General features: G+C 63.3%; 27 protein-coding genes. 12 read left to right on the top strand and 15 right to left on the bottom strand.

The window, feature by feature from the left end; all coding sequences use genetic code 11:
• From BMX92_RS06920 to BMX92_RS06900, 5 genes are all read left to right on the top strand, one after another.
• On the top strand, positions 1-270 hold a 270-nt coding region (locus BMX92_RS06920; protein WP_305728178.1), incomplete at its 5' end, for a UDP binding domain-containing protein.
• A gap of 10 nt (positions 271-280) precedes the next feature.
• Complete coding sequence (gene gmd / locus BMX92_RS06915) at positions 281-1,315, top strand: GDP-mannose 4,6-dehydratase (protein WP_093013875.1); 1,035 nt, start codon at positions 281-283, stop codon at positions 1,313-1,315.
• Positions 1,316-1,319: 4 nt separating this feature from the next.
• Positions 1,320-2,222 (top strand): GDP-mannose 4,6-dehydratase, encoded by a 903-nt coding sequence (locus tag BMX92_RS06910; protein WP_093013872.1) that lies wholly within the window; start codon positions 1,320-1,322, stop codon positions 2,220-2,222.
• Positions 2,223-2,344: 122 nt separating this feature from the next.
• Positions 2,345-3,514: a polysaccharide biosynthesis/export family protein gene (locus BMX92_RS06905; protein ID WP_093013869.1), complete on the top strand. Its 1,170-nt coding sequence runs from the start codon at positions 2,345-2,347 to the stop codon at positions 3,512-3,514.
• A 33-nt stretch (positions 3,515-3,547) separates the two neighbouring features.
• Positions 3,548-4,342: a class I mannose-6-phosphate isomerase gene (locus tag BMX92_RS06900; protein WP_093013866.1), complete on the top strand. Its 795-nt coding sequence runs from the start codon at positions 3,548-3,550 to the stop codon at positions 4,340-4,342.
• Positions 4,343-4,349: 7 nt separating this feature from the next.
• Here BMX92_RS06900 and BMX92_RS06895 read toward each other — a convergent pair whose 3' ends face one another.
• The 6 genes from BMX92_RS06895 to BMX92_RS06870 form a co-directional block, all read right to left on the bottom strand.
• On the bottom strand, positions 4,350-6,560 hold the full coding sequence (locus tag BMX92_RS06895; protein WP_093013863.1) for a DUF4214 domain-containing protein: 2,211 nt from the start codon (positions 6,558-6,560) through the stop codon (positions 4,350-4,352).
• Between the two features lie 58 nt (positions 6,561-6,618).
• Positions 6,619-7,689: a dTDP-glucose 4,6-dehydratase gene (gene rfbB / locus BMX92_RS06890; RefSeq protein ID WP_093013859.1), complete on the bottom strand. Its 1,071-nt coding sequence runs from the start codon at positions 7,687-7,689 to the stop codon at positions 6,619-6,621.
• Between the two features lie 304 nt (positions 7,690-7,993).
• Positions 7,994-8,644, bottom strand: a complete 651-nt coding sequence (locus tag BMX92_RS06885; protein ID WP_143066733.1) for a hypothetical protein — start codon at positions 8,642-8,644, stop codon at positions 7,994-7,996.
• A gap of 86 nt (positions 8,645-8,730) precedes the next feature.
• Complete coding sequence (locus BMX92_RS06880) at positions 8,731-9,354, bottom strand: ATP-binding cassette domain-containing protein (RefSeq protein WP_093013853.1); 624 nt, start codon at positions 9,352-9,354, stop codon at positions 8,731-8,733.
• Positions 9,344-10,048 carry a molybdate ABC transporter permease subunit gene (modB, locus tag BMX92_RS06875; protein WP_093013850.1) on the bottom strand — a complete coding sequence of 235 codons (705 nt, stop codon included), beginning with the start codon at positions 10,046-10,048 and terminating at the stop codon, positions 9,344-9,346. Before modB ends, BMX92_RS06880 begins: the two co-directional genes overlap by 11 nt.
• Positions 10,049-10,132: 84 nt before the next feature.
• Positions 10,133-11,245 carry a hypothetical protein gene (locus BMX92_RS06870; RefSeq protein WP_143066732.1) on the bottom strand — a complete coding sequence of 371 codons (1,113 nt, stop codon included), beginning with the start codon at positions 11,243-11,245 and terminating at the stop codon, positions 10,133-10,135.
• Between the two features lie 168 nt (positions 11,246-11,413).
• Here BMX92_RS06870 and BMX92_RS06865 point away from each other — a divergent pair, with 168 nt between their 5' ends.
• The gene (locus BMX92_RS06865) at positions 11,414-12,160 is read left to right on the top strand and encodes an HAD-IIB family hydrolase (RefSeq protein WP_093013844.1); all 747 of its coding nucleotides are present in this window, start codon (positions 11,414-11,416) and stop codon (positions 12,158-12,160) included.
• Positions 12,161-12,163: 3 nt separating this feature from the next.
• On the opposite strand, the gene modA is transcribed toward BMX92_RS06865, so the two are convergent.
• Positions 12,164-12,934, bottom strand: a complete 771-nt coding sequence (gene modA, locus BMX92_RS06860) for a molybdate ABC transporter substrate-binding protein (protein ID WP_093013841.1) — start codon at positions 12,932-12,934, stop codon at positions 12,164-12,166.
• Between the two features lie 121 nt (positions 12,935-13,055).
• Here modA and BMX92_RS06855 point away from each other — a divergent pair, with 121 nt between their 5' ends.
• Complete coding sequence (locus tag BMX92_RS06855; protein ID WP_093013838.1) at positions 13,056-14,693, top strand: molybdopterin-dependent oxidoreductase; 1,638 nt, start codon at positions 13,056-13,058, stop codon at positions 14,691-14,693.
• Here BMX92_RS06855 and BMX92_RS06850 read toward each other — a convergent pair.
• The 3 genes from BMX92_RS06850 to BMX92_RS06840 all read right to left on the bottom strand — a co-directional run bounded on the left by BMX92_RS06850 (position 14,688) and on the right by BMX92_RS06840 (position 18,195).
• Positions 14,688-15,860: a glycosyltransferase gene (locus BMX92_RS06850; RefSeq protein WP_093013835.1), complete on the bottom strand. Its 1,173-nt coding sequence runs from the start codon at positions 15,858-15,860 to the stop codon at positions 14,688-14,690. The two genes, BMX92_RS06855 and BMX92_RS06850, sit on opposite strands and share 6 nt — an antisense overlap.
• A gap of 546 nt (positions 15,861-16,406) precedes the next feature.
• Entirely contained in the window at positions 16,407-17,525 is a 1,119-nt protein-coding gene (locus BMX92_RS06845; protein ID WP_043979582.1) for an IS110 family transposase, read from the bottom strand.
• A 106-nt stretch (positions 17,526-17,631) separates the two neighbouring features.
• Positions 17,632-18,195, bottom strand: coding sequence for a helix-turn-helix domain-containing protein (locus BMX92_RS06840; protein WP_093013832.1), 564 nt, complete (start codon positions 18,193-18,195; stop codon positions 17,632-17,634).
• Positions 18,196-18,292: 97 nt separating this feature from the next.
• On the opposite strand from BMX92_RS06840, the gene BMX92_RS06835 reads away from it, so the two are divergent.
• Positions 18,293-18,748: a DUF6456 domain-containing protein gene (locus tag BMX92_RS06835; RefSeq protein ID WP_093013829.1), complete on the top strand. Its 456-nt coding sequence runs from the start codon at positions 18,293-18,295 to the stop codon at positions 18,746-18,748.
• A gap of 157 nt (positions 18,749-18,905) precedes the next feature.
• On the opposite strand, the gene BMX92_RS06830 is transcribed toward BMX92_RS06835, so the two are convergent.
• From BMX92_RS06830 to BMX92_RS06810, 5 genes are read right to left on the bottom strand one after another with little or no spacing between them, the layout of a single operon-like run.
• Positions 18,906-19,448 (bottom strand): NUDIX hydrolase, encoded by a 543-nt coding sequence (locus BMX92_RS06830; RefSeq protein WP_093013826.1) that lies wholly within the window; start codon positions 19,446-19,448, stop codon positions 18,906-18,908.
• A complete protein-coding gene (locus BMX92_RS06825) occupies positions 19,445-20,122 on the bottom strand; it encodes a TPM domain-containing protein (protein WP_093013823.1) in 678 nt (225 codons plus the stop codon). Before BMX92_RS06825 ends, BMX92_RS06830 begins: the two co-directional genes overlap by 4 nt.
• On the bottom strand, positions 20,122-20,934 hold the full coding sequence (locus tag BMX92_RS06820; protein ID WP_093013820.1) for a TPM domain-containing protein: 813 nt from the start codon (positions 20,932-20,934) through the stop codon (positions 20,122-20,124). Before BMX92_RS06820 ends, BMX92_RS06825 begins: the two co-directional genes overlap by 1 nt.
• 2 nt (positions 20,935-20,936) lie before the next feature.
• Positions 20,937-21,443, bottom strand: coding sequence for a TPM domain-containing protein (locus BMX92_RS06815; protein ID WP_093013817.1), 507 nt, complete (start codon positions 21,441-21,443; stop codon positions 20,937-20,939).
• Between the two features lie 14 nt (positions 21,444-21,457).
• Positions 21,458-22,060, bottom strand: coding sequence for a LemA family protein (locus BMX92_RS06810; RefSeq protein ID WP_093013814.1), 603 nt, complete (start codon positions 22,058-22,060; stop codon positions 21,458-21,460).
• Between the two features lie 103 nt (positions 22,061-22,163).
• On the opposite strand from BMX92_RS06810, the gene mscL reads away from it, so the two are divergent.
• From mscL to BMX92_RS06790, 4 genes are all read left to right on the top strand, one after another.
• Positions 22,164-22,601 carry a large conductance mechanosensitive channel protein MscL gene (gene mscL, locus BMX92_RS06805; protein WP_093013812.1) on the top strand — a complete coding sequence of 146 codons (438 nt, stop codon included), beginning with the start codon at positions 22,164-22,166 and terminating at the stop codon, positions 22,599-22,601.
• A gap of 145 nt (positions 22,602-22,746) precedes the next feature.
• Complete coding sequence (locus tag BMX92_RS06800) at positions 22,747-23,016, top strand: hypothetical protein (protein ID WP_093013809.1); 270 nt, start codon at positions 22,747-22,749, stop codon at positions 23,014-23,016.
• Between the two features lie 139 nt (positions 23,017-23,155).
• On the top strand, positions 23,156-25,525 hold the full coding sequence (locus BMX92_RS06795) for a chemotaxis protein CheA (protein WP_093014037.1): 2,370 nt from the start codon (positions 23,156-23,158) through the stop codon (positions 25,523-25,525).
• Positions 25,526-25,537: 12 nt separating this feature from the next.
• Positions 25,538-25,975, top strand: a complete 438-nt coding sequence (locus tag BMX92_RS06790) for a chemotaxis protein CheW (RefSeq protein ID WP_093013806.1) — start codon at positions 25,538-25,540, stop codon at positions 25,973-25,975.
• Positions 25,976-25,988: the final 13 nt, after the last annotated feature.

Here is a 25,988-nt window from a genome sequence, read left to right as displayed (position 1 = left end):
GCGAAGGTGGTGGCCTATGACCCGGAGGGGATGGAAGTGGCCGCGCCGATGATGCCGGGCGTGACGATGGTGAAGGACGCCTATGAAGCGGCGGCAGGGGCCGACGTGCTGGTGCTGGTGACGGAATGGGATATTTTCCGGGCGCTGGACCTGAAGCGTCTGGCCGCGTCGATGGTGCAGCCGGTGCTGGTCGACCTGCGCAACATCTATCCCGTCGCCGAAGCCACCGAGGCGGGCTTTGCCATCACCCGCGTCGGGCAGAAGGGGTGATTTTCGCATCATGAAATCTGCGATCATCACCGGCATTACCGGGCAGGACGGCGCCTATCTGGCTGAACTTCTGCTGGAAAAGGGCTATCAGGTCCATGGTGCCTATCGCCGCACCAGTTCGGTCAATTTCTGGCGGATCGAGGAGTTGGGGATTACCGATCATCCCAATCTTCATCTGGTTGAGCATGACCTGACCGATCTGTCGGCGTCGATCCGCCTGTTGGAGAAGACCGGCGCGCGAGAGGTGTACAACCTCGCTGCGCAGAGCTTCGTGGGCGTTTCCTTCGACCAGCCGATCACCACCGGGGCGATCACCGGGTTGGGCGTGGTCAATCTGCTGGAAGCAATCCGTATCGTCGATCCGACGATCCGCTTCTACCAGGCCAGCACATCGGAAATGTTCGGCAAGGTGCAGGCCATACCGCAGAATGAAGCGACTCCCTTCTATCCGCGAAGCCCCTATGGCGTGGCCAAACTCTATGCCCATTGGAGCACGGTCAATTATCGAGAGAGCTTCGGCATTTTCGGGTGCAGCGGCATATTGTTCAATCATGAAAGCCCGCTGCGTGGTCGCGAGTTTGTGACGCGCAAGATCACCGATTGCGTGGCGAAGATTGCGCTGGGGCAACTGGATTGCCTGTCGCTGGGCAATATCGATGCGGCGCGCGACTGGGGCTTTGCCCGCGAATATGTCGATGGCATGTGGCGCATGTTGCAGGCGGACGAGGCGGATACTTACGTCCTGGCGACCGGGCGGACGGAAACGGTTCGGACCTTCCTGACCTTCGCTTTCCGCGCAGCCGGGTTCGAGATCGAATTTGCAGGTGAGGGCGAGGCCGAGACCGCGATCGACCGCAAGACCGGCAAGACGCTCATGCGGATCGACCCGCGTTTCTATCGTCCGGCCGAAGTAGACCTGTTGATCGGCGATGCCAGCAGCGCGCGCGACAAGCTGGGCTGGACCCCGCAGACGTCGCTGGAAGGGCTGTGCGAGATGATGGTGGAGGCGGACCTGCGCCGCAACCGGGCCGGGTTTAGCTTCTAGGCCCATGGCCCGGCCAAGAACCCTCATCACCGGCGGCGGCGGCTTTACCGGGCGGCATCTGGCGGCCTTGCTGGCTGCGCGGGGCCATGAGGTGCATGCGCTTGTCCATGCGTCCGAGGCAGGGCCGATTCCGCATTTCGACGCGGTCCATGCGGGCAATCTGGTTGATCGCGACAGCGTGGAGCAGATCGTACAGGCGGTGCAGCCTGACCATGTCGTGCATCTGGCGGCCATTTCCTTCGTCGCGCATGGCGATGTGTCGGAAATCTATGCCGCCAATGTGGTCGGCACGCGCCTGTTGCTGGGCGCTCTGGCGCAGTTGCCGGTGCCGCCCCGGTCGATATTGGTGGCGAGCAGCGCCAATATCCATGGCAATCAGGGCGGTCGCCTGACCGAAGATAGCGCGATTGCCCCGGTCAACGACTATGGCGTCAGCAAGGTGGCGACGGAAATGGTCTGCCGCCTGTTCGCCGATCGCCTGCCGATCATCGTTGTGCGGCCGTTCAACTATACTGGCCGTGGTCAGTCACCCAATTTCTTGATTTCTAAGATCGTGGACCACGCGCGTCGCCGCGCCGAGCGGATCGAACTGGGTAATATCGACGTCGCGCGCGATTTTTCCGACGTCCGCATGGTAGTCGACGCCTATGTGCGGCTGATCGAGACGCCGAAGGCGATTGGCGGGACTTTCCAGCTCTGTTCCGGGAAGGCGGTGACGCTGGGGGAGGTGCTGGAGATGGTGCAATCGCTGGCGGGACACCGGATGGACGTGGCGGTCAATCCCGATTTCGTTCGCGCCAATGAGGTCGCGACCCTCTATGGCGATCCCGCCCGGATCGAGGCGGCGATCGGCCCGCTTGGGCATGTGCCGCTGGTCGATACGCTGCGATGGATGCTGGACGGATGATCTGTTGCGGCGGCCCGTTGGGGCTCCGGTGAATATTGGGCTTGCAACTGGCCAGCCCCTATAGTGGATAGGCAAAGCGGTTCCGCTCGACAGTGGTGGACGCAAGGATATTGGAAGATCGGATGACGAGATTGACGGATCTAGTGAAGGTGCGCGCGCGGTCGGGGCGGCATGCCCTGTTGGCGCTGGCGATCCTGACGTCGGCTTGCACGTCCGTAGGGCCGGGCAAGCAGCAGGTTTTGAAGGTCGCTGACAGCAGCACCGAGATACAGGGCATTCAGATCATCGATCTGAACACGCAGGGCAGCCAGTTGCCGGTGATGCAGCCAAAGCCCGGCTTTGCCGACCTGTTCGGCGGTGTGGCGCCAATGGGTCAGATCGTGGGCATCGGTGATGTTTTACAGATTACCGTCTGGGAAGCGCCACCGGCCGTGCTATTTGGCGCAACGCAGGCGCCGACATCGGCGGAAACCAGTCGTGGTACCGGGCTGCCCGACTATCTGGTCGGTCCTTCCGGCGCGATCTCCATCCCCTTTGCCGGAACGATTCCGGTCGTGGGCCGCACTCTTGTAGACATCGAACGCGACATTACCAATCGGCTTCGGCTGAAGGCGCATCTGCCGCAGGTCAATGTGCGGATGTCGCAGAATATGACCTCGACGGTGTCAGTGGTTGGCGACGTTAATAACAGCACGCGCATTCCGTTGACGCCCAAGGGAGAAACCGTTCTGGATGCGATCGCGGCAGGTGGCGGTACCAAGGAAGCGGCCACGCGCATGACCATCCAACTCAGCCGTGACGGCAAGGTCGAGATGATGCCGTTGCAGGCGATCATCAGCGATCCGCGCCAGAATGTCGTGCTCAAGGCCGGGGATGTCGTCACCGCATTGTATCAGCCCTATAGCTTCACGGCGCTGGGTGCGACGGGTTCCAACCGTGAAGTGCAGTTCGAAGCAACCGGCATCACGCTGGCGCAGGCTCTCGGGCGCGTCAGCGGTCTTCAGGATGGGCGTGCCGATCCCAAGGGCATGTTCCTGTTTCGTTGGGAAGATCCTGCTCGCGTCAACAATGCGGCCGGCGCCGCACATCGGGCCGACGGACGGATTCCGGTGATCTATCGCATCAACATGCGTGACCCCGCGACCTATTTCGCGATGCAGAATTTCCAGATTCAGGATCACGACGTGATGTATGTGTCGAACAGCCCGGTCGCGGACTTCCAGCGCTTCGTGAACATATTGGTGGGTGTTGTTCTGCCGGCCGTGACGATCGAGAATGCGCTGAGCAACTGATCGTTGTGAAGCGTCTCTGACAGGACGGTCGTCATGCCCAAGCTCGCTGCGCGCGCTGTCGAAAAGACATGGGGCCGGGAGGATATCCCGGCCCATTTTGGCGTGCCTGCTGGCCGGATTGGCGAGATATGGTTCGAGGGCGGCGAGGCTCTGCCGCTGCTCGCCAAATATATCTTCACCAGCGAATCACTGTCGATCCAGGTGCATCCTGATGATCGGCTGGCGCAGGCGGCAGGCCTGGGCGGCGGCAAGGAAGAGGCCTGGTATATATTGGATTGCGCGCCCGATGCGCGGCTGGGTCTGGGGCTTCGTGAGCCGATGTCGGCTGAGGATTTCCGGGCGGCCGCAGCCGGCGGATCATTGGAAGCCATGATCGACTGGAAGCCCGTGCGGCCGGGCGACTGCTATTTCGTGCCGGCGGGTACCGTCCATGCGATTGGCGGGGGTATCACGCTGGTCGAGATACAGCAGAATGTCGATGTGACCTATCGGCTGTTCGATTATGGGCGGCCGCGCGAACTGCATCTGGACCAGGGGATTGCCGCTAGCCGTCTGGAGCCCTATCTTCGTCCGCCAGTATATGCGCCGCTGGGTGAGGCGCGGATGTTGCTGGATGGGCGTGATTCGCCCTTCACCATGGACCTGGGCGCCTGGTCAGAGGGCACGAGACTGGCCATCGATGACGGACCGGTCTGGTTCATGCCGTTGAGTGGCGTGGGCAAGGTGAATGATATGCCATGGCACCCCGGCGACGTCTGGCTGGTAGACCGGACGGATGATGTGGTTATGGATCGGGCGGCTGCGGGACTTTTGGCTCGCCCGGTCTGACCGCGGATCAGAACATCAGGCGCCAGCGGTCGATGATGTGAACGCGGCTGGCATTTGCCTTATATTCGTCGGAACGCATGATCGCCCTGGCCACCTTCTTCTTGCTCGCCCCATTGCGCAGCGAGATGACATAATGGTCGAGGCCTGCCGGATCGGCGGGCCGGCCGAGAAAATTCTGATAAAGCGATTGGACGAAGGTTTCCTCGGGCAGGGCAAACATCGCCGCCAGCGACACTTGGCGTACCTGTCCCTCGGGTTGCAAAGCGACGGGTTCCTGGGCCGGCATCCCTTGTGCCAACCTGTGTGCTATCCTGAGCGCGTCGCCGCTTTCTATCCGGCGCAACAGGCGTTCCATCAGGGCCGGATCGTCGAACAGCGATTCGGCGAAAGCCCAAAAGCCCGACGCCCAGTCCGCCCAATCCGCCGTATCGCGATCGTCGGTGGACGATCGACCTAGCCGTGCTGCCTGCATCACCAGATCAGGCAGTTCCTGATCGTCGTTGAACAGGAAGATGCCTTCCGTCGCATGATAGGTGTCCAGAATTTCGCGCACCGGGGCGATGTTGCGCACTACTACCGGCTTGCCGAGTGACAGCGCATGGATGAGGCCCAGGCCGAAGCCTTCATAATGGGATGGCAGCACGATCACGCTGGCATCGGTGAAAAGCGCATCCATTTCCGCTTCCGGCACAGTGCCGGCTGGGGCGAGGGTAAGGTTGCCGTCCTTCCTCGCGACCCCTCCCATCGCTACGACGGGAATGTCGGGCAAGGCGGCGGCCAGCAACCGGCCGGCCGCCTCGGACGCTTTGTGTTTGAAGTGATTGCCCATCACCAGCATATGGCCGCTGTCGCCTGGCACGCTATGGCTGGTTTCGCGATAGGCGGACAGTCGGGTGGGGAGTAGGCGAGTATAGGCGTTCGTCCGGAAATGGCGGGCAAAGCGGTTGCGAAAAGTCTGGCCGGAAAATTCGCTGATGAAGAAGACGCCATTGGCGTTTTCCGCGACATGGCGCCACATCGGTTTGATATCGTGCTGTCCGAGCAAGTTGCTGCAATCCAGCGCGATCACGTCCAACATGCCATAGATGTTGATGGGAGCCAGATGTTCCATCACGTTGATGATGTGCAGGTCGAAGGGCTGACCGAAGAAGATCGACAGCGCATAATCGGGCCCGATCTTTTCTTCGATATGGATCGACTTAAAGTCGGCGAAACCGTGAAATTCGGCCACGCCGGACTGGCAGATGGCGTGGATGTCGAAATCGCGCGGCGGGTTCGCTTCCAGCCAGCGAATGACGTTGACGATCAGTTCGTTGGTGCCGTTATGGTGCTTGCCCATGGTAAGCAGGTTGAGTGCGATCTTGCGCCGCCCCTCGGGTGTCGGCAGCAACGATTTGATCTGCATTTCGGCGCGATAATCAGCCGTGCTTTCATAAGCGCGTACCAGCGGCAGAAATTCCGGGTGCCGGGCCATCATCTTGTGCAGATTGCTTTCTTGCTGCCCGCGTAGGTCCATGTCCTTGAGCAGGAAGGAGGCCGATCCAGCATGATAGGCATAGGCTTGGTTGGCCATGGCAGCACGATAGCCGAGTTTGCCCGCGCGCATGACGAGGTCGTTCTCCTCCTCATAGCCGAGGCCGAATTCCTCATCGAGCGGGTCAAAATTGCGCAGGATATGGTCCGCGATCAGCATGTAGAAACCGACAGCCGTGGGCGCGAGCGTGTAGCGGGGGAGGTGGTGGCGCAGCATCTGCCAGGCGTGATGGCAAGTTTCCGGTGGCGATTTCGCGTCGCAGAGCGGATTGGGCATTTGCGGGAAGGTGGACAGCGCCGCATTGTTGGAACGCGGGCAGACGAAGGCGATCTGGGGGTCGGCGTTGAGCACCGCGACCATTTCTGCCAGCGTGCCGGGATAGGTCAGCGTATCGCTGTTAACCAGCAGGGCGGCCGCGCCGCGCTGACGAGCAAGGGCCAGCCCCTTGTTGACGGTGCGGACGAAGCCCAGATTTTCCTTGTTGCGGATAATGAGACCGATCGACTGGATCGCTTCGCGTGAAGTCAAATAGCGTTCGACATCTTCATCGTCGGGCGAATCGTTGATGACGATCAGTCGCGGCGCGCAATCGCCGATTTCCACGAGATTAGGCACCAGCGAACGGATGCAGTCACGTACCATCGCCGCGTTGCGATAGACCGGGATTATGATGTCGAGCTTCATGGGGTATCCGCAATAGAAAGCGACCGCGCATCCATAGAGTATGCGCGGCCGGGAAAGGTCAACGAGCGATCTTGGCGCGCTCGACCAGCGGCCGCCACCAGTCTTCGTTCGACAGATACCAGTTCAGCGTTTCGGCAAAGCCCTGCGGGAAGTCGCGCGCGGGCTCATATCCCAGTTCCGAGCGGATCTTGGTCTCATCGATCGCATAGCGGCGGTCATGGCCCTTGCGATCCTCGACATAGGTCATGAGGTCGGTGCTGTTGCCGCCCTTCGCAGCGGGGGCATCGGGGAAGATGCTGGCCAGTGCAGGGTTGGCGGCGAAGGCGGCGTCGACGCCACGGCAGATTTCCTTCACCACTTCGATGTTGGGCAGTTCCTGCCCGCCGCCGACATTATAGGTTTCGCCGATCCGGCCCTTGCGCAGGATCAGTTCGATGCCGACGCAATGATCCTCCACATGCAGCCAGTCACGGACATTCATGCCGTCGCCATAGATGGGCAGGTTGCGGCCCGACAGCGCGTTCAGCGTGAAGAGCGGGATCAGCTTTTCGGGAAACTGATAGGGACCATAATTGTTCGAGCAATTGCTGGTCGTCGTTTCCAGGCCATAGGTGTGGTGATAGGCGCGCACCAGATGGTCCGACCCGGCCTTCGACGCCGAATAGGGCGAATTGGGCGCGTAGGGCGTGGTTTCGCTGAAGGCGGGGTCTTCGGGCTCCAGCGTGCCATAGACTTCGTCCGTCGACACATGGTGGAAGCGGTGCGGCTTGCCACTGCCCTTGTCCAGCCAGGCGCTCTTGGCGGCCTTGAGCAGGCTGTGCGTGCCAACGACATTGGTGGTGACGAAGGCGTCGGGGCCGGTGATCGAGCGGTCGACATGGCTTTCCGCCGCGAAGTGAACGACCGTATCGACATCATGGTCGGCGATCAGCTTCGACACCAGATCGGTGTCGCAAATATCGCCTTCGACCAGCGTGACGTCGGCTACGTCCGAAATATTGGCCGGGTTGCCGGCATAGGTCAGAAGGTCGAGGACGACGATGCCGTCATTGGGGGAAACCTTGCGCCAGTGGCGGACGAAGTTGGCGCCAATGAAACCAGCGCCGCCCGTGACAATCAAATTGGCCATGCAGTCCTCTATTTATCCGGTTGAAACGCGCCACATGGTCGCGCGACCATGGGCGTGGATGTGCGATTTTATTCTATGCTGACCCCTCTTGAGGGGTAACGTAGCGGTAATCGACCAGTCTTGGCAATCAGGCTGATCGTGACAGTTTCCGTTTGGCGTGAAGTTGTGCCAGTGATTGGCGCGAACAGTCGAGTTTATATCTGGCCGTAGTCGCAAATGGGTAAGCGGCGTGGGCCGAAACACTCGGCCAGCGTCTGGCCATGCGTGGCGCGAGGGCTTTGCATTCCGGGCAAGGCGCACATAGTCAATTCACGTCTATTGCCCACAGGCCGACACCCAACTCACGTGCGTCTTCGTTAAGGCCGGTCGAAGCAGGGGAAATGGCTGTGTCCACCTTCATATGCAAGGCGATGTCGCCTTCGCCGATACAAGCTGGCGGTAGTCGCAATTTGATGCCGTGCGGGTCCGGTCGCAGCGAGTGGGAATCGAGAAAATAGCCATTGGCGATAAAATCGACGGTCGGGCGCTGGCCTTCGGGTGCGGCGAAGCCCTGAACGGTAAGGGTCAATTCAATATACCCCCCACGATAATCGTCCAAAGCGAAGCGCAATGCCTGACGATCCCCGATACCCCATATTCCCCAATATTCGGGATAGGACCAGCCACCTGCCAGAAAATCGGCACCTTCACCATTCAGACCGAAGTGAATCGGCCAGTTGCGTTCGATAACAGGGAAGCCACCTGTCGACCAACGACGGCCCTCGGCCGCCCCGTCCGCCTGTTGTTGCTGGCGGCGGCGGGCATGGACTTCATTCAACACCATTTCCGCAAGATGATGGGTGCGCTCCATCTGGCTGGCGCAATCACGCATCTGGCTTTCCAATGCGGCGAGACGTTGGTCCAGTCGGGTAATAGCGGCCATGATGGCGGCGCCATCGATATCGGGTTCGGACATAAGCGGTTCCATATCGTGCGATGTGCGCCGTGCAAAGCCGTCGTGCGGGGAAGGCAAGCTGGAAGGAAAGGGCGGCGATGCAACGCTCAATCGCGCGTTGGGTTCAGATAAATTGTTTCGCTCGCCAATCTTTCTGCCTCGGCCCGACTGTGGGTGACATAGAGGATCGGCAGGCCGAACTGGTCGCGCAGGCGCTCGATCGCGGCCATGATCTCCTCCCGGCGCGCGTCGTCGAGGGAGGAAAGCGGTTCGTCCATAAGCAGGAAGGCAGGATCGGACAGCAGGGCACGGCCGATCGCGACCCGCTTCGCTTCGCCGCCGGACAGGGTGGCAGGCAGGCGGCGCAGCAGATGCCCTATCCCTAGGAAGCCCAGACGCTCGTCCAAATCTATGCTGTCCGCATGGCGCTGACCATAAAGAAGATTGGTGCGGACGCGCATGTGCGGGAAGAGGCGCATGTCCTGGAAGACATAGCCGGTCTGGCGCCGGGCGGTGGGAAGGTCGATCCCGGCGGCGCTGTCGAACAGGATATGGCCGCCGACCGCGATATGGCCCGCATCGGGGCGCAGCAGGCCGGCGATCATGTTGAGCAGGCTGGTCTTGCCCGCGCCCGATGGCCCGACAAGCGCGATCAGGCCGGGGCCGGTGCGGATTTGCAGGGCGATGTCGCGATCGCCGATCCGGCGGCGGACGTCGATATCAAAGGACATGGACGACCCGTCCATGGGTGAAGCGGCGGGCCAGCAGTTCCGACAGGAGCAGCGCGGCGAGGGACAGGAGGACCGAAATGATGGCGAAGCGGCTGACCATGGCTTCGCCGCCGGGCACCTGCAAGGCGGCATAGATGGCGATCGGCAGCGTGCGGGTTTCGCCCGGAATGTCGGAAACGAAGGTGATGGTGGCCCCGAATTCGCCGATCGACCGGGCGAAGCCGAGCATCGTGCCGGCCAGGACGCCGGGCAGGGCTAGCGGCAGCGAGATCGTCCAGAACAGACGCAAGGGCGAGGCGCCGAGCGTCCGTGCGGCATCCTCCAGCCGTTGGTCGATCGCCTCGATCGACAGGCGCATCGCGCGGACCATTAGCGGCATGGCCATGATCGCGGCGGCCAGCGCCGCTCCGGTCCAGCGGAACAGCAGGGTGATGCCGAACCAGTCCGCCAGCCAGCGGCCGATCGGCCCATTGGCGCCGCACAGGATGAGGAGGAGCCAGCCGGTCACGACCGGGGGCACCACCAGCGGCAGATAGACCAAAGCTTCCACCAGCAGGCGTCCCGGAAAGCGGCGCCGTGCCAGTAGCCAGGACAGGCCGAAGGCGATCGGCAACATGGCTCCGACCGCGACCAGGCTGACCTTGAGCGACAGGAGCAGGACGGCCCATTCGTCCGGCGTGGGAAGCCAGCTCATGCGCGGATCGGAGGGATGGAAGGAGTAGGCAGCATGACGTCCGACCCTGTGTGCCACGATTGCGCACCGATAAAAAGGCACCTCCTATTTCGGTGCGATCCGTACCGGCATGGACAGGAGGTCGCGATCCATGAATCCCCGGTTATTCTCGAACCAGCGTCGCACGAAAACGAGCAATATCTGATCATGATCCAGCGTGTCGAAGTTGCGCGACTTGCTGGCCGGATCGATCAGGGTCGGATAGTTGACGATGCTTTCCCAGCCTGATGCGGCTTCGAAAATCTGGGTTTCGACCAGCAGGCGGGCGGGGGTCCAGTTTCGCAGGTCGGTGCTTTCGGCATAATAAAAGCCTTGCGTCGGACGCCCGTTGATATCGTGCTGTCCCGCCATCATCGCGACCCAGCGTTTGTGACGGGGCAGCCAGTTGATGGATCGGACCGGCGCGTCGAGCTGGGGTAGCGCCTTGCAGCGCAGGGCCTGACCGGGTTTGGACAGGTCGAGCGTGAACTGCTTGCCGTCCCAGGCGCGCCACAGCGTCTCATTCATCGGGTCCGTGGTGCGAAGCAGGCAATTGCCTCTGGGTGTTCCAATGCCGTCGAGGAAGGCCAGCATATAATAGCCATCCTTGCCGCGAGCGATGTTGGTGGTCGTGAATGCGCCATAGCGCATCGGACTATTGTCGGGCATCTTGTTGCCCAGCGTGGCGGTGACTTTCCCGAGGCGATAGCTGCGGCCCATGTCGCTTGACTGCGCCGCGACGATATCGCCGAGCCAGCAACTCTTGCCCTTGCGCGGCGTGCAATTTTGCGGGTTATGATCGATCGACAATTCCCGGCTGAGCAGGGCCGCTATATTTCGGCCATCCCTGGTATAGGTTGCCTCGATCCAGGCATGCTGATTGGCGCCGGTATCGGCCGGGGAGAATATGGGGCGGCAATCCGGCTTGAGCGAGGACCATGTCGCGCCCGTAAGCGCCCAGTTGACATAATGGGTGGCGATCAGACTGATTTGCCCATCGGCCCGGCGAAAGGCCCGGGCCGGGGCATCCGGGATGATAGTGATGTCCGGGCAGCGCTGTTGCGACCAGTCGAAGATCAGCTTTTCCTGTTTCGGTTGGGCGTGAAGGTCGAGCGTCGCTGTCGGGGATACTGCGGCGGCAGCGGCAATCCAGAGCGAAGCGATGGTCATGGGCGCCAAGGCGTCCTCCTTTCATAGTATCGAAACCGGTTGGCGCGTATGGATAGGCCCTTGCAGATGAACCGGGCCAGTCCGAAGTGGTGCGTCGGACCTTGACCGATGATCGCAGGATGATACCGCGCCTTTCCCCGATTTGGGGCCAAATTTTGGCAATGCTGGAGACGATGAATGAAGCAACTGGTCGCGTTCGACCTTGATGGCACGCTGGCGGACAGCAAGCAGCCGCTGGGCGAGGCGATGGGCGATGCCCTGGCGGCGTTGCTTGCCGTTGCCCATGTCGCGGTGATTTCCGGCGGGGACTGGCCGCAATTCCAGAAGCAGGTGGCGAGCCGCCTGCCCGAAAGCGCCGATCGGTCGCGACTGTGGCTGATGCCTACCACGGGCACGAAGCTCTATACTCATGGCGCGGATGGCTGGTCGGCGGTCTATGCCGAACTGTTCGATGATGGGCAGAAGGCGGCGATCCTGGCGGCTTTCGACGCAGCGCTGGAGGCGACCGGTTTCGTCCCCGAACAGACATGGGGTGAGCGGATCGAGGATCGCGGCAGCCAGATCACCTTTTCCGCGCTGGGGCAGCAGGCGCCGATCCATGCCAAGGAAGGCTGGGACCCGGATTTCGCCAAGCGCAAGATCATCCAGGCGGATTTGCGCCAGCGCCTGCCGGGCCTGTCGATCAATATGGGCGGGGCGACATCGATCGACATCACCCGCGAAGGCGTCGACAAGGCCTATGGCCTTCAGAAGCTGCGCGACGCCAGCGGGATCGCTCTCGATGCTATGCTGTTCATTGGCGACGCCATCTTTCCGGGCGGCAATGATTATCCGGCCAAGCAATTGGGGCTGGACACGGTGCGGGTGCGCGATCCGCAGGAGACGCTGGCGGTGATCGCCGGGTTGGTCGCCTGTCTGAAGTAGCGATCAGGGTGCGGTGAAGCCATAGCGGGCGAGGATCGCCTTGCCCGCGCCCGACATCAGGAAGCGGCGGAAGCCTTCGGCATCGGGGTTGCGGCTGGCCTTCAGTCGGGCGAGCGGATAGCGGATCGGCGCATGGCTGCCCGCTGGAAAGGCACCGACCACCTGCACGGCGTTCGATGCGCGCGCATCGGTGGCGTAGACGATGCCGAGCGGGGCCTCGCCCCGTTCCACCAGCGCAAGGGCCGCGCGGACATTGTCACCGCGCGCGATCTTGCCCGCGACCGATGGCCAGACGCCGAGCGCGGTCAGCGCTGCCTTCCCATATTTTCCTGCCGGTACGCTGTCCGGATCGGCCATGGCGAGGCGACCGTCGCCAAGCGTGCGGCCGATCGGCATGCCCCGTGCGATTTTCAGGCGGACCGGTCGCTTGGCCGGAGCAATCAGCACCAGCCGGTTGCCCGCGACATTGACCCGCGTGCCGGGCGCGACGAAACCTGCGCGTTCGACATCGGTCATCCATTCTTCGTCGGCGGACAGGAACAGGTCAGCGGGCGCGCCAGCCTTTATCTGGCGGGCGAGCGCAGAGGAGCCGGCGAAGGACAGGGTCGGGCGGGGATGGCCGCGCGCGGCCCAGCTATCGGCGGCGGCGGTCATCGCCTCCTGAAGACTGGCTGCCGCCAGCACCAGCGGGCCGCGATCATTGGAGGCAGCCTGCGTCATGGGGGAGGCGAGCAGGGCGAAGAGGGCGGCGAAGCGCAGGAGCAGGCGGGTCATGTCGCCTGCATGCGCCCTGTGTCACGGTCGCGCAACCATGGGCTTTTGTCCGTTCGTGCAATAGGCTAGGCAGCAGCGATGATGGCGCGTTTCGCCTTGTCGGCCCGGATTCCCTGTTGAGATGGCGATCGTTCGAAGCCTGTGCGGCCAGTGTGGCGCCGGGTGCGGCATTCGCGCGATCACGGAAGATGATCGCTTCCTGCGCGTCGAAGGCGATAGGATGCATCCCGCCAATGGCGGTCGGCTGTGTCCGCGCGGGCATGGATTGTCCGCGTCGGCGGCGCTGGACGGGCGCCTGCTTCATCCGATGGTTGGCGGTCGACGGGCGGGCTGGGACAAGGCGATTGCGCATGTCGCGCGTCGGCTGTCGGCGATTCTGACCCGCCATGGCCCCGGCAGCATTGCCCTGCACGTGTCCGGCGGGCTGGTGACGGAGGATTATTATGTCGCCAACAAGCTGATGAAGGGCTTTCTGGGATCGGCGCATATCCATGGCGCCTGGGGAGAGAGCGTCATAGCGGCGGTGCAAAGCCGCGCCTTTGGCGAGGATGTGATGCCCGCTGCGGTCGAGGATATCGAGCAGGCTGAAACGCTGCTGATGCTGGGCGAGGGCCTGGCGCAAACCCATCCCGTGCTGATCGATCGGGTGCAGGCGGCGCGCAGCGAACTGGGGCTGCGCCTGATCATATTGACGGAAGGGGAGGGGAGTGATGCGGTCGATGCCGACTTGCACCTGACCATCGCGCCGGGCAGCGCGGGCCGGCTGCTGACCGGCCTGTTGCTGCACTGTCATGATGTCGGCCTTGTCGATCAGGGCTTTCTGGACCGGCATGTCGCCGTGCCGTCGGATTTCTGGACTGCGGTGCGGCAGGGGCATGACATCTGGTCGGTCGCGCGGGCCTGCGGCCTGTCGCCGGTTGCCATTCGGGCTTTTTATGAAGAGATGGCGGCTGCCAATCGGCTGGTGAGCTTGTTCAGCGAGACGGCGGGGGCGGCCGCTGCCACGGCGATACTCAATCTGCATCTGGCGACCGGGCGGATCGCCCGGCCCGGTGCAGCGCCATTTGCGCTGGCCGCTGCGGCCAATGGCATGGGCGGGCGCGAGGTGGGCTGTGTCGCGGGCGATCTGGCGGCGCATCGGGATTTTTCGGCGGATGCGCGGGCGGACGTCGCGCGCTTCTGGGGGGCGCGTCTTTTGGCAGAGGCGCCCGGTCTGACAGGTGAGGCGCTGCTGGAGGCGATGTATGATGGCCGCATTCAGGCGCTATGGAGTATCGGCTCCGATGCGGAGGCGGCCCCTTGGTTGCGACAGGCGCGGTCATCGGTGCCGTTCCTGATCGCCAGCCGCGATCGGGCGGACGGTATGGAGGATGGCGATGTTCTGTTGCCTTCGCCAGGCTGGATCGAGAAGGATGGCACATTGACGGGCCCCGATCGGCTGGTCAGCCGACAGCGCCGCATCTTCTCCCTGCCGGGCGAGGCGAAGCCGGACTGGTGGGCGGTGACGAAGGTGGCGCAGGCGATGGGCTGGGGCGATGCCTTTCATTATGAACGGCCGGCCGACCTGTATCGCGAACATGTGCGCCTGACCGCCTATCGCAATGAGGGCGCGCGATTGCTCAACCTCAAGCGCCATGCCCCCATTTCCAACCCCGCCTATGACGAACTGACGCCCTGGCGCTGGGGCGAAGTGCCGTTCGACGGCGGGCATTTCCCCACCGCCGATGGTCGGGCGCGGCTGATCCCGCCGTCCTTATGAACCAGCGGCGATGCTCTGAAGATGGGCGAGCAAGGTGTCGCCATTGGCCTGCCAGGTGAAGCGCAGGGCTGATCCACGCACGGTCGCCTGAGAGGGCGGATTGTCCAATATCGCGCGAATGGCGTCGGCAATCGCTTCGGGATCGCGATCCACGATCCGCCCCGCTTCCGGCCGGTCGAGCAGTTCGCGAGCGCCGCCTACGTCGCTGATCACGATCGGCGTGCCGCAGGCCAGCGCCTCCACCCAGGCATTGGCCAGCCCTTCCGACTCGGATGGCAGGGCCATCACATCGGCGGCGGCAAAGATGCGGGGCAGCTTGTGATGGGGGACGGAGCCCAGAAAGCCGATGCGGCGTTCCACGCCCAGATCCTGCGCCAGGCTTTCCAGCACGCGCCGATATTGCCCTTGCCCCGCCAGCAGCAGGGTGACGTCGGGCAAAAGAGGCAGCGCGCGGACCAGCAGATCCTGCCCCTTGCGCGGGATCAGCGCGCCCACGCTGAGTATCACGGGGCCGTTGAAATCCAGTGCCGCCTTGGCCGTAGCGCGATCGGTCAGTTCGAATGTGTCGAGATCCACGCCGGTATAGTGGACCCGGATCTTGTCGGCATCGATGCCCATGCGCGCCATGGAGCGGCGCATCGCGTCCGACACGGCGAGCAGGCCCGCCGCGCCGTCTGCGGCCTGCCGCACCATCTTGCGCGTGCCGCTTTGGCTGCCCCAATAATGGATATCCGCGCCGCGCGCCTTGACCGAATAGGGAATGCCGAGCGCCTTCGACAGGCGCTGGGCCACCGGGCCGTCGGGGAAGAAGAAGCTGGCGTCGATGACGTCGAACGGATTTTCCGCATGCAGTCGCCTGACCAGCGGCAGGATGGCGCGGGTCATGGCGGAAACGTTGGTGCGCCCGCCGAATTTGGGAATGATGGGGAAGGTGGGGCGATAGACGGTCAGTTCGCGCCACCGTTCCTTGCGCGGCAATGCCCGCAGCGGGGCATAGCGCCCGGCGAGCGACAGCGGCCATGGCGGCAGGCCCACCGGCGCGATGACGGTGACGTCCGCCTCCGGGCGGCTGGCCAGTTCGCGCGCCTGCCGTTCCACGAACACGCCGAAATTGGGTCGGCTGATATCGGGAAACAGGGTCGACAGCATGAGGACGTTGAGTGTCATGGTCCCACTTTGGATGCACAGCTTTGACGCTTGGTTAAGCGCTGAGCGATGGAATGGCTAGTGGTCCGATTCTGACATTCGATACCGCTTGAAGTCATGTGGCGCACGAATGTCCGAATCTGTTCGGACCACTAGCAATATTTGCTCCTAGTGGATTTTATGATTTTGACATTTGCAGGCCCATCCCAGCCGCCAGGGGATGCAAATGTCAAAATCAATCCACTCTTATGTTCGTTTTCAAGAGCCTTCGGCATGATGATATCCTTTCCGCCCGAGATGACGAAATCCAATTTGTGAAGCTCATGTGCAGAGTAGGGAGCAGGGCTTTCGACGACGGTTGGCATACTCTTATGCGCGGGTTGGCTACCGCATATCCGTATGTTCGTCTGGGGCTGCCTCTGTCTAGAATCGGGCATAGACTTTTAGTCCGCCACATAGTGGGTACGAGGATTCCCCACCGGGGCCCTGCTCCCAACTTTGCACATCAAGCAGATGATGACGCTGGTTCTTGCTCCTTTCTCGTGACCGTTTACCGATGATGAGCCTTCATGCCTCAGCGGTGGGAGCCACCTCTTGCCCGATTGCCCAGAGGAAGGCGGCCATCTCCCGCGCGATTGCTGTGACCGCGACGGTCTTAAGCTTCCCGGCCTGGATCAGCTTTCGATAACGTGCGCAGAGCCTGATTTGCCCTTTCCATGCGATCTCGCGAACGGAGCGTGGTAGCCCTTCCAACCGTGCCTGGATCGTCTGGCTCACCCGGGCGGGAAAGCGGTAGGTCCATGCGCCTTCGATCAGCACGCGGCGAGCCCGCTTGTTGCCGGCCTTGGTGATGCCCCCGCGCTTCACCCGCTCGCCCGTTGAACTCTCGGATGGTACAAGCCCGAGATACGCCATCAACTGCGGCGCTGTTTCGAAGCGTCGTATATCGCCGATTTCCACGACAAAGGTGACGGCGTTGATGAACGCGATACCGCGCATCGCCTGGTAGGCTTCAACCACAGGTGCCATGGACCAGGACGCGGCTATCTCAGCGACCTGCTTGGTCAGCCTATCTTCTCGGACACCCGCATCCTCGATAGCCTGGATATATTCGACGAGCACGATGTGATGGGCGGGATGGGTGAAGCTCTGCGCTGCCAGCCAACGAAAATGCGCCCGTGTCCACGATGTGCGTCCCGGGAAAATCCGGCCATGGCGCAAGAGGAAGGACTGCAACTGCTGGCGAGCCTTCTTCAGCGCGTCATGGGCGCACTCACGAGCGCGGACAAGGTCGCGTACAGCCTCATGTGCTTCGTCCGGAACCCAGACGGCAGTCAACTCGCCGGCGCGATGAAGCCGTGCCAGGCTGACGGCATCGCGCCTATTGGTCTTCACCCGATCACCGGGGCGTTTGGGAATTAGAGAGGGCGCCACGACCTGGCACTCATGCCCCAGCGCGATGATCTGGCGATACAGATCGTACCCCGTCGGGCCAGCCTCATAGCAGAAGTGAAGCTTCGCCCCACGCTTCGCCAACTTGCCCACCATCGATGCGACCGATGTCGGCTCGGCGGAGATGTCGCCGAAAAAGCGGACTTCGCCGTTCCGTTCCTTTTCCGCGACTGCAACCGAGATCTTCGCTTTCGATGTATCGAGTCCGATGAAAAGTTCGCTATACTCGTCCATGGTTCGCCCTCGCTTAAGCTTGGGGATAGGCGCCGGTCCGTCCGGCGTAACCCCCGTTTCGTGCTTACTCCGAGGGCGGGCCAACTTCACCGCACGAACATACGGCCTAGAGACGTCGGACGAGTTGTTCGGCGACCGCTGCCCAGGGCGGGTCGGTCAGCACCAGTTGGCGCGTGCCCGCGCCCAGCGGCAGGAGTTGCAACCGGTCGCCTTCGCGCCCGATCAGCCGGCCGAAGAGGAAGCGGCCGGCCGGGCGGGGCAGCAATATGTCGCGGTTGAGCGCGCTGCCATAATCTTCCGGCAGGATGCGGCGGCACCAGATGGCGTCGCCCGCGCGATAATCGCCGATGCTGGCGCCGACATGGACGCCGACCATGCCGTCCGATGCGATCGGTGGCGGGAAGGTGAGGGCGCGGGTCGGCGCCCGTGCGCCATCCGGGCCAAGCAGCGCGGCTACGGCGATCTCGCTTTGTCCGGGCAGCGCGACCAGTTCGGCGCTGGTCACGCCCAGCGCCAGCGCGATGCGGTTCAGCCATTTGACCGATACGGTGCGCGTGCCGGTTTCCAGCCGGCCGATCGTCTGGGCCGTGGTCGGCGGATCGCACAGGGCGCCGACCTGTTCCAGCGTCAGTGCCTTCGCCTTGCGGACTTCTCTGATGCGGGTGATCATCCGGACCTCGATCGATAACCTATTTGGTTTTATCTTTCCTACAGAATATCCGCGATGGCAAGCCCTATGCGCCTGATTCCCAGATGAAGGAGGTGCAATGGCGAACCATGTCGAACAGATTATCGAGGATATGGACGGGCGGCCGCAGGCGGTGCTGGTCCATTTGGGCGAATCGCCGCTGGCCTGGTTGCGGGCGCGCGGGCATCTGAGCGAGCGTCATTATGCCGCTGGGGACATGCTGCGCGCCGATTGGGAGCGGGCGGGGCTGGGCGCGCGGGTGACGATGCGCTGGGACGCGGCGCCGCGCGAAGGCGGTCGGCGCGGACCGGGCGGGCGGCCCGATCCCACGCTGGCGCAGATGGCGGCGCGGGCGCGATTCGATGGCGCCATCGCGGCGGCGGGGCCGGGCTTGGCCGATATCCTCTGGCGCGTGGCCTGTGCCGGTGAAGGGGTGGTTGCCGCGGAAAAGGCGCTGGGCTGGCCCAGCCGGGCGGGCAAGCTGGTGCTGACGCTGGCGCTCGACCGGGTGGCGGGCTGGTATCGGGTGCCCTGAACCGGTGCTTGGAATGAGATGAGATTGGTTTGACCCACGCCGTCATTGCGAGCCGAGCGAAGCAATCCATGGTTGCGCCAGTGGATTGCTTCGCTCCGCTCGCAATGACGATTCAATATGAATTCATCCCACTTTAGAACCAGCGGGGCCGATCGCGTCAGGCTATCATCCCGGCGCCGAGCAGGAGCAGCAGTTTCACGTCCATGGCATAGCCTTGTTCGCGCCAGAGGGTGATCTGGTCGGCGATGCCCGCGATTGGCACGCGATGGACGTGGATATCCTCATCCTCCACGCCGCCGCCATCGCCGGTCTTCGCCAGACCATGGGCGCGGAACAGGGTGAAGCTTTCCGACACCATGCCGGGCGAGCTGTAGAATTGACCGAGTGATTCGAGTCGGGCGGGAAAATAGCCCGTTTCTTCCTCCAACTCGCGGGCGGCGGCCAGTGTGGCTTCCTCGCCTTCCTCCTGATCGCCAACCAGCCCGGCGGGCAGTTCGATGCAGCGGCGGCCGAGCGGCACGCGATATTGATCGACCAGCAGGACGTGCGGGCCATCCGCGTCTTCATCGATCGCCAGGATGACGGCAGCGTTGATGCCGCGCGCGCGGCCGACATATTCCCATTTGCCGCGCGTCTTGGCGGTGATGAAGCGGCCTTCCCACATGATCTGTTCGGGGGCGTGCCAGTCGGGGTCGCTCATAATTCGATCAGCCTGTCCGGGAGTTCGTTGATATCATCGTCGGCACGCGGGAAATGCGCGGCCAGCACGATGCCGACCTGCTCTATCGCCGCTGCAAGGCCTTCGCCAGCGCGGCCGGCGCGGATTGCATCGATCAGCGTGGCCATGGCGTCGCCCCATGCCTCTGGCGCGACCTTGTCGTTGATCGCGCGGTCGGCGACGATTTCGGCGCGATGTTCGTCGAGCGAGAGATAGAGGAGGACGCCGGTGCGCCCGCGCGTGCGCGCTTCGGCCGCGGTGCGGAACAGCAGGATGGCCCGCCGCCGCACTCGCCGCGCCTTGGTCGCGCGCGGGGTCATCAGCATGCGCAGCGGCATGATCGCTAGCAGATAGCGCACGACCAGAAATTTGAGGATGAGGAGGCCGAGCAGCCCCATCAGCAGCTTCCAGTCGGCCAGTTCATGCTCCCAGTCGAGCAGCAGCATGGACAGGAAGGCGCGCAGATGCGCCGGGAAGGCGGCCATCAGCGCCAGCGCGATGAACACCACTGCCGCCGCCCAGCTGAGGCCGACATCATGATAGCTGTCGGACCGGCGCGCGACGATCGTCACGATTTCACCGGAGGTGTGCGCTTCCGCCGCCGTGACGGCAGCGGATACGCGCTCATGGTCCGCCTGTGTCAGATGAAGCTGCATCACCAATCCCCCGATGCGCCGCCGCCGCCGAAGCTGCCGCCGCCCGAAAAGCCGCCGCCTCCGCTGTCGCCGCCGCCCCAACTCGATCCGCCCCAGCCACCGCCGCCGCTGCCCGATCCCCAGCCTGATCCGCCGCTACCCGGCCCCCAGATGATGACCGGCGGCACGCCGCCGCCACGCCGATAGCGCGTGCCGCCGCGCGCACGCGACATCAGCGGCAGGACCACGAAGAAGATAATGAACAGGATGATCCAGAAGGCGATGATGCCGCCGCCGCCATCATCCTTCTGGCTGCGTGTCTGCTCTTCGGCTTGGAGCGCACGCTGTTTTGCCTGATCGGGCGGTAGGGCAAGGAGGCTGGTGATTTCATCGACACCGGCGTTGATGCCGCCGACCATGTCGCCTGCCTTGAAGTGCGGGGTGATGACATTGCGGACGATCTGGGAGGAAAGAGCATCGGTAAGGATGCCCTCCAGGCCATAGCCGACCTCGATCCGCATCTTGTGCTCGGCAGGGGCGACGATCAGCAGGGCGCCATTGCTGTTCTTGTCACCGACCCCCCAGGCGCGGCCCAGCCGATAGCCATAGTCGGCGATGTCATAGCCCTGAAGATCGGGGATGGTGGCGACCATCAGGGATCGCCCGCTGGCCTTCTTCTGCGCGATCAACTTGGTGATCAGCGCCTGTTTCTGGGCAGGATCAAGCAGATTGGCGGCATCGACCACGCCGCTGTCGTCAAATTTGGGGAAAGTCTGTGCCCAGGCGGTCGGTGCGCACAGGAGCAGCGCCAGCAGCAGGAAAGCGCGTATCATCGTCATGCGGCGTCTCGCAGCGCGGGTTTTGCCTTCAGGACCGGAAGGATGGCGTCGATCCCGGCCATGATGCCGCCCGCCATGTCGCCCTTGCGAAAGCGGGGGATGATAGAGCGCTGGATGACGTCGGCGCAAAGATCGTCGGTCATCACGGACTCAAGGCCTTTCCCCACTTCGATGCGCATTTTGCGTTCGTTCGGTGCCACCAGCAGGACCAGCCCGTCATTGCGCTCCCGGCTGCCGACGCCCCAGCTATTGGCCAGTCTCAGGCTGTAGTTGTCGATGCTCTGGCCATCGAGCGAGGGGGTGGTGGCGACAACCATCTGGACGCGGGTTTCGCGTTGCAATCGCGCGAGCCGGGCGGTCAACTGGCTTTCCAGCCTGTCGTCGATCAGGTTGGCGCGATCCACCACCCGGCCGGTCAGTTCCATCGCTGGCTTTGGCGCCTCTAAGGCGCCTTCGCTATTGCCGAACATGGCAAGGCCCATCAGGACGACGGAACGGATCATGGCCGATCCGTCGCTTATTTGCCGAAATCGACCTTGGGCGCTTCTTCCGCGCTGGGCGTGGTCGCCTGGAACGGGGTCATGGGCTTGGCGCCGTGGATCAGCTTGGCGCCGATCGCGTCGGGGAAGGTTCGGATACGGACATTATAGTCCTGCACCGCTGCATTATAATCGCGAATGGCGATGGCGATACGGTTTTCCGTACCTTCCAGTTGCGACTGGAGTTGCAGGAAATTCTCGTTGCTCTTGAGGTCGGGATAGGCCTCGGTCGACGCGATCAGGCGGCCCAGACCCTGGCTCAACTGCGCCTGCGCGGCCTGGAACTGCGCGAGCTTGGCAGGGTCGGACAGGTCTTCGGCATTGAGTTGTACCGATGTCGCCTTAGCACGCGCCTCTGTCACCTTGACCAGCGTGTCCTGCTCCAACTTGCCCGCTGCCTTCACCGTTGCGACGATGTTATCGATCAGATTGGCGCGGCGCTGATATTGGGCCTGCACGTCGCCCCATTTGTTCTTGGCCGCCTCCTCCGCAGTGGGCACGCTGTTGATGCCGCACGCGGACAAAGCGAGCGCGCCGAAGACCGGCAGGAGGGAAGCGGAAAAGCGGCGCAGGCGCGTCATGGAACATCCTCGGCTATGTATCGCTCGTGGAAATAGGACGTTGCCCCGCGCGGCGCAACGGGCCATGCAGTCATTATCACAGATGGTATAAGGGGCCTGAACCATGGGGCTGATTTCGGAATTCAAGACGTTCATCAACCGCGGCAATGTGATGGACCTGGCGGTCGGTGTGATCATCGGCGGCGCCTTCGCCACGATCACCAAGTCGCTGACCGACGATCTGATCATGCCGGTGGTCGGCTTCATCTTTGGTGGCGCGGATTTCTCCGGTTATTTCGTGCGCCTCGGTGAGTTGCCGGCCGGGTTCAAGGGCAATCCGGAAAGCTATGCCGATCTGAAGGCGGCGGGCGTCGCCATGTTCGGCTGGGGCCAGTTCCTGACGGTGCTGGTCAATTTCATCATCCTGGCCTTCATCATCTTCCTGCTGGTCAAGGTGATGAACAAGCTGACCACCAAGCCCGAACCCGCGCCTGCCGCGCCCGCGCCGACGCCGGAAGACGTGCTGCTGCTGCGTGAAATCCGGGATTCGCTCAAAAAATAAGCGTTTATGCGACGAGGCGAGCCGGTTGCGGGAACCATAGGGAGCGCGACCGGTTGATGGCCGTCAGGGTCGGCTGGCTGCCTGCGGGTGGTCGGCGCCTTGTCCAAAGACGGTAGCCCATGGGGGCGCAACAGGAGAAAACGCCGTGAAAACTTTCGTCTCTATCCTTGGCCTTGCCGCTATGGTTTCGCTCGCTGCATGCGATTCCAAGCAGGAAAACAAGGTCGAGAATGCGTACGAGAATCAGGCGGACGCGCTCGATAACCAGGCCGACAATATGGAGGCGCTGGCTGACAATCTGAGCGGCAACGCCGAGAACGCGGCCGAAAATGCTGCTGACGCCCTGGAAAACAAGGCCGATGCGACGCGCGAAGCAGGCGAAAAGGCCGGCGACGCCGTTGAGAAGAAGCAATAATCAGGCAGTTTCCTGACTGAGCAAAAGGGGCGTCGCGACAGGATCGCGGCGCCCCTTTTTGCGTCTCCTCGCGCCTTTAACGGCCCTTTAACCACGCCCCGCCATGGTGCGGATGCGCGCATCGGTGGGGCCTATCGGCATGGACGAACTATTACAGGAATTCATCTCCGAAACGCAGGAGACGCTGGAGGCGCTCGCCGGTGAGGTCGTCGCCTGGGAAGCCGATCCGCTGGATCGGGACCGGCTGGACGCGATCTTCCGCTTTTTCCACACGGTGAAGGGCAGTTGCGGCTTCCTGAACCTGCCGCGTTTCGAACGGCTGAGCCATGCCGCCGAAGATGTGCTGTCCGACATTCGCATGGGCAAGCGCATGGCCGATCCGGCAACGGTCAGCGCGGTGCTGGGCATCATGGACCGTATCGGTGAACTGGCCGAGGCAGTGGCTGTTGGTGCGGCGCTGCCCAGCGAGAATGATGATTTCCTGATCGGCGCGCTGAGCGCGCTGCCCGATGACGAGGTGGTCGCCGAGCCTGAGATCAAGGCGCAGGCCCCGGCGCCGCGTCAGGGCGGCATGCAGACCGGGCCGCGCACGATCCGCCTGCCTTTGAGCCTGATCGACCAGTTGATGAACGGCGTGTCGGACATGGTGCTGGCGCGCAACGAATTGTCGCGCAAGCTGCGGGAGCGGACCGCCGACCCCGAATTGGACAATGTGTTCGAGCGTCTGTCGACCTGTGTCGCGGACATGCGCGACGTGATTTCCAAGACGCGGATGCAGCGCGTCGACCGGCTGTTCGCGGCCATCCCGCGCATGGTGCGCGATCTGGGCCGCGAACTGGGCAAGCGTATCGACCTGACGCTGGAAGGCGGCGACGTCGAAATGGACCGCGAGATGGTGGAGATGGTCGTCGACCCGCTTACCCATATCGTGCGCAACAGCATCGATCATGGTATCGAGATACCCGAGCAGAGGCGCGCCGTCGGCAAGGCGGAAGCGGGCAGCCTGCGGGTGGAGGCGCGCCAATCCGGCAACCAGATCGTCATCGCGATCGCGGACGATGGTGCTGGCATCAATACGGCGCGGCTGGTCGAGAAATGGATTGCTGCGGGTCGCCTGACCCCGGTGGCGGCTGCACGGATGACCGAGCAGGAGAAGCTCGACCTCATCTTCCAGCCGGGCCTGTCCACCGCCAGTCAGGTGACCGCCATTTCCGGCCGGGGCGTCGGCATGGACGTGGTGCGCGCCAATGTGGAGCGGATCGGCGGCGTCATCGCGCTCGACAATCATCCGGGGAAGGGGCTGTGCATCACGCTGCGCGTGCCGCTGACCCTGACGATCATTCCGGGCCTGATCGTCCGGGCGGGCGGGCAGCATTTCGCTATCCCGCGCGCGGCGGTGGTCGAAATCCTGCACGACAATAATGAGACGTTGCAGATCAGCGAAGTGGGCGGGGCCAAGATCGCGACGATCCGGTCTGTGCGCCATTCGATGATCGATCTGGAGGATGTGCTGGGCATGGAAAAGCCCGCCCAGTCGGGGCCGCGCGCTATCATGGTCGTGCGATCGGCAGCGGGCGTGCCCTTTGCCATGGGGGTGTCGACGGTCGACAATCATGAGGAACTGGTGATCCGGCCGGCGTCGCCGCTGGTGATGGCGACGGGCGTCTATGCCGGCATGACCCTGCCCGACAATGGCAAGCCGATGCTGTTGCTGGACGCGGCGGGTCTGGCCAGCGCCGCCAACCTGCCCGATATCATCGACGATCGCGCCGCGCGGCAGCAGGAAGAAGCGGCGGACGCCCAGAGCGGGGTCGAGATGGTCGCGGCGCTACGGTTCGAGGAATTGTCGGGCGAAAAGCGGTTGCTGAAACTGTCGCTGATCGAACGGGTCGAGGATGTCGATTCCCGCCTGTTCGGACGGTCGGGCAATCGCGCCTTCGTGCGGCTCGATGGTCGACTGGTGCCCGTAGCGAACGGCCTGTCGCAGTTCGACCGGGACAAGGTGTCGGCGCTGCGCCTGCGCGATGATCGGCGGGAAGCCTGTTATCCGGTCGCCGCCGTGCTGGACATCGTGCAGATGCCCGCCGTGCCGGACATGATCGCGATGCATGGCCTGCTGAGCGGCGTTGCGGTGATCGATGGCGAGCATCTGGAAGTCATCAACCCCTTCGCCCTGTTCGCATCCTTGCCCGAAGAAGGGGCGGCTGAGCGCGCGACCGGGCGTTGCCTGCTGGCCGATGCGGAGGATGGGTGGACGCGCGAGATATTGGCGCCTCTGTTGCGTCAGGCCGGGCATGATGTCGTGCTGGGCCTGCCCGGCGACAGTGCGGTCGATCCCGATGATGTCGTGCTGTGCGCCGATGCCGGTGCGGCGCAGGCGGCGGAGATCATGGGGTGCCGCGTCGTGCAATTGCGCGCGTCGCCCCGGCCGGTCGATCCGCAGGATGGCAGCATCTATCGTTATGACCAGGCCGCGCTGATGGCGGCGATCGCCGGACGGCGCGGATAAGGGGGCAGGACCATGGATCAGCTTTATCTTCTCGCCACTCTGGCCGGCACCCGAATCGCGGTAGACGCGTGTGAGGTGGAGGCGGTTGTGCGCCTGACCGAAATATCGCCCGTACCGGGCATGGGCGCGCATGTCGCAGGCCTGTCGGCGCTGCGCAGTCGGGTGCTTACCATTATCGACGTCGCCGCACTGATCCATGGTCGGCGCACGCCCGCCGAACAGCGCGGGCTGGCGATCATCGCCAATATCAGCGGGCATAGCTATGGCCTGATGGTGGATGGCGTGTCCGACATCTGCCGTGTGCCCGAAGGGGAAATGCCCTTGCGCGGGCAACTTGACGCGACATGGGCGCCCTATGCCCGTGCGATCGTGGAGCATGAAGGGCATCCCTGGCTGTTGGTATCGCTGTCCGCCTTCATCGAAGGCGGTCCGACAGCGCAGGCGGCCTAGCCGTTTTTACCGA

Source organism: Sphingobium sp. YR768, from assembly GCF_900111125.1.
GTDB lineage: Bacteria > Pseudomonadota > Alphaproteobacteria > Sphingomonadales > Sphingomonadaceae > Sphingobium.
This window is presented reverse-complemented; position numbering and strand designations above follow the sequence as displayed.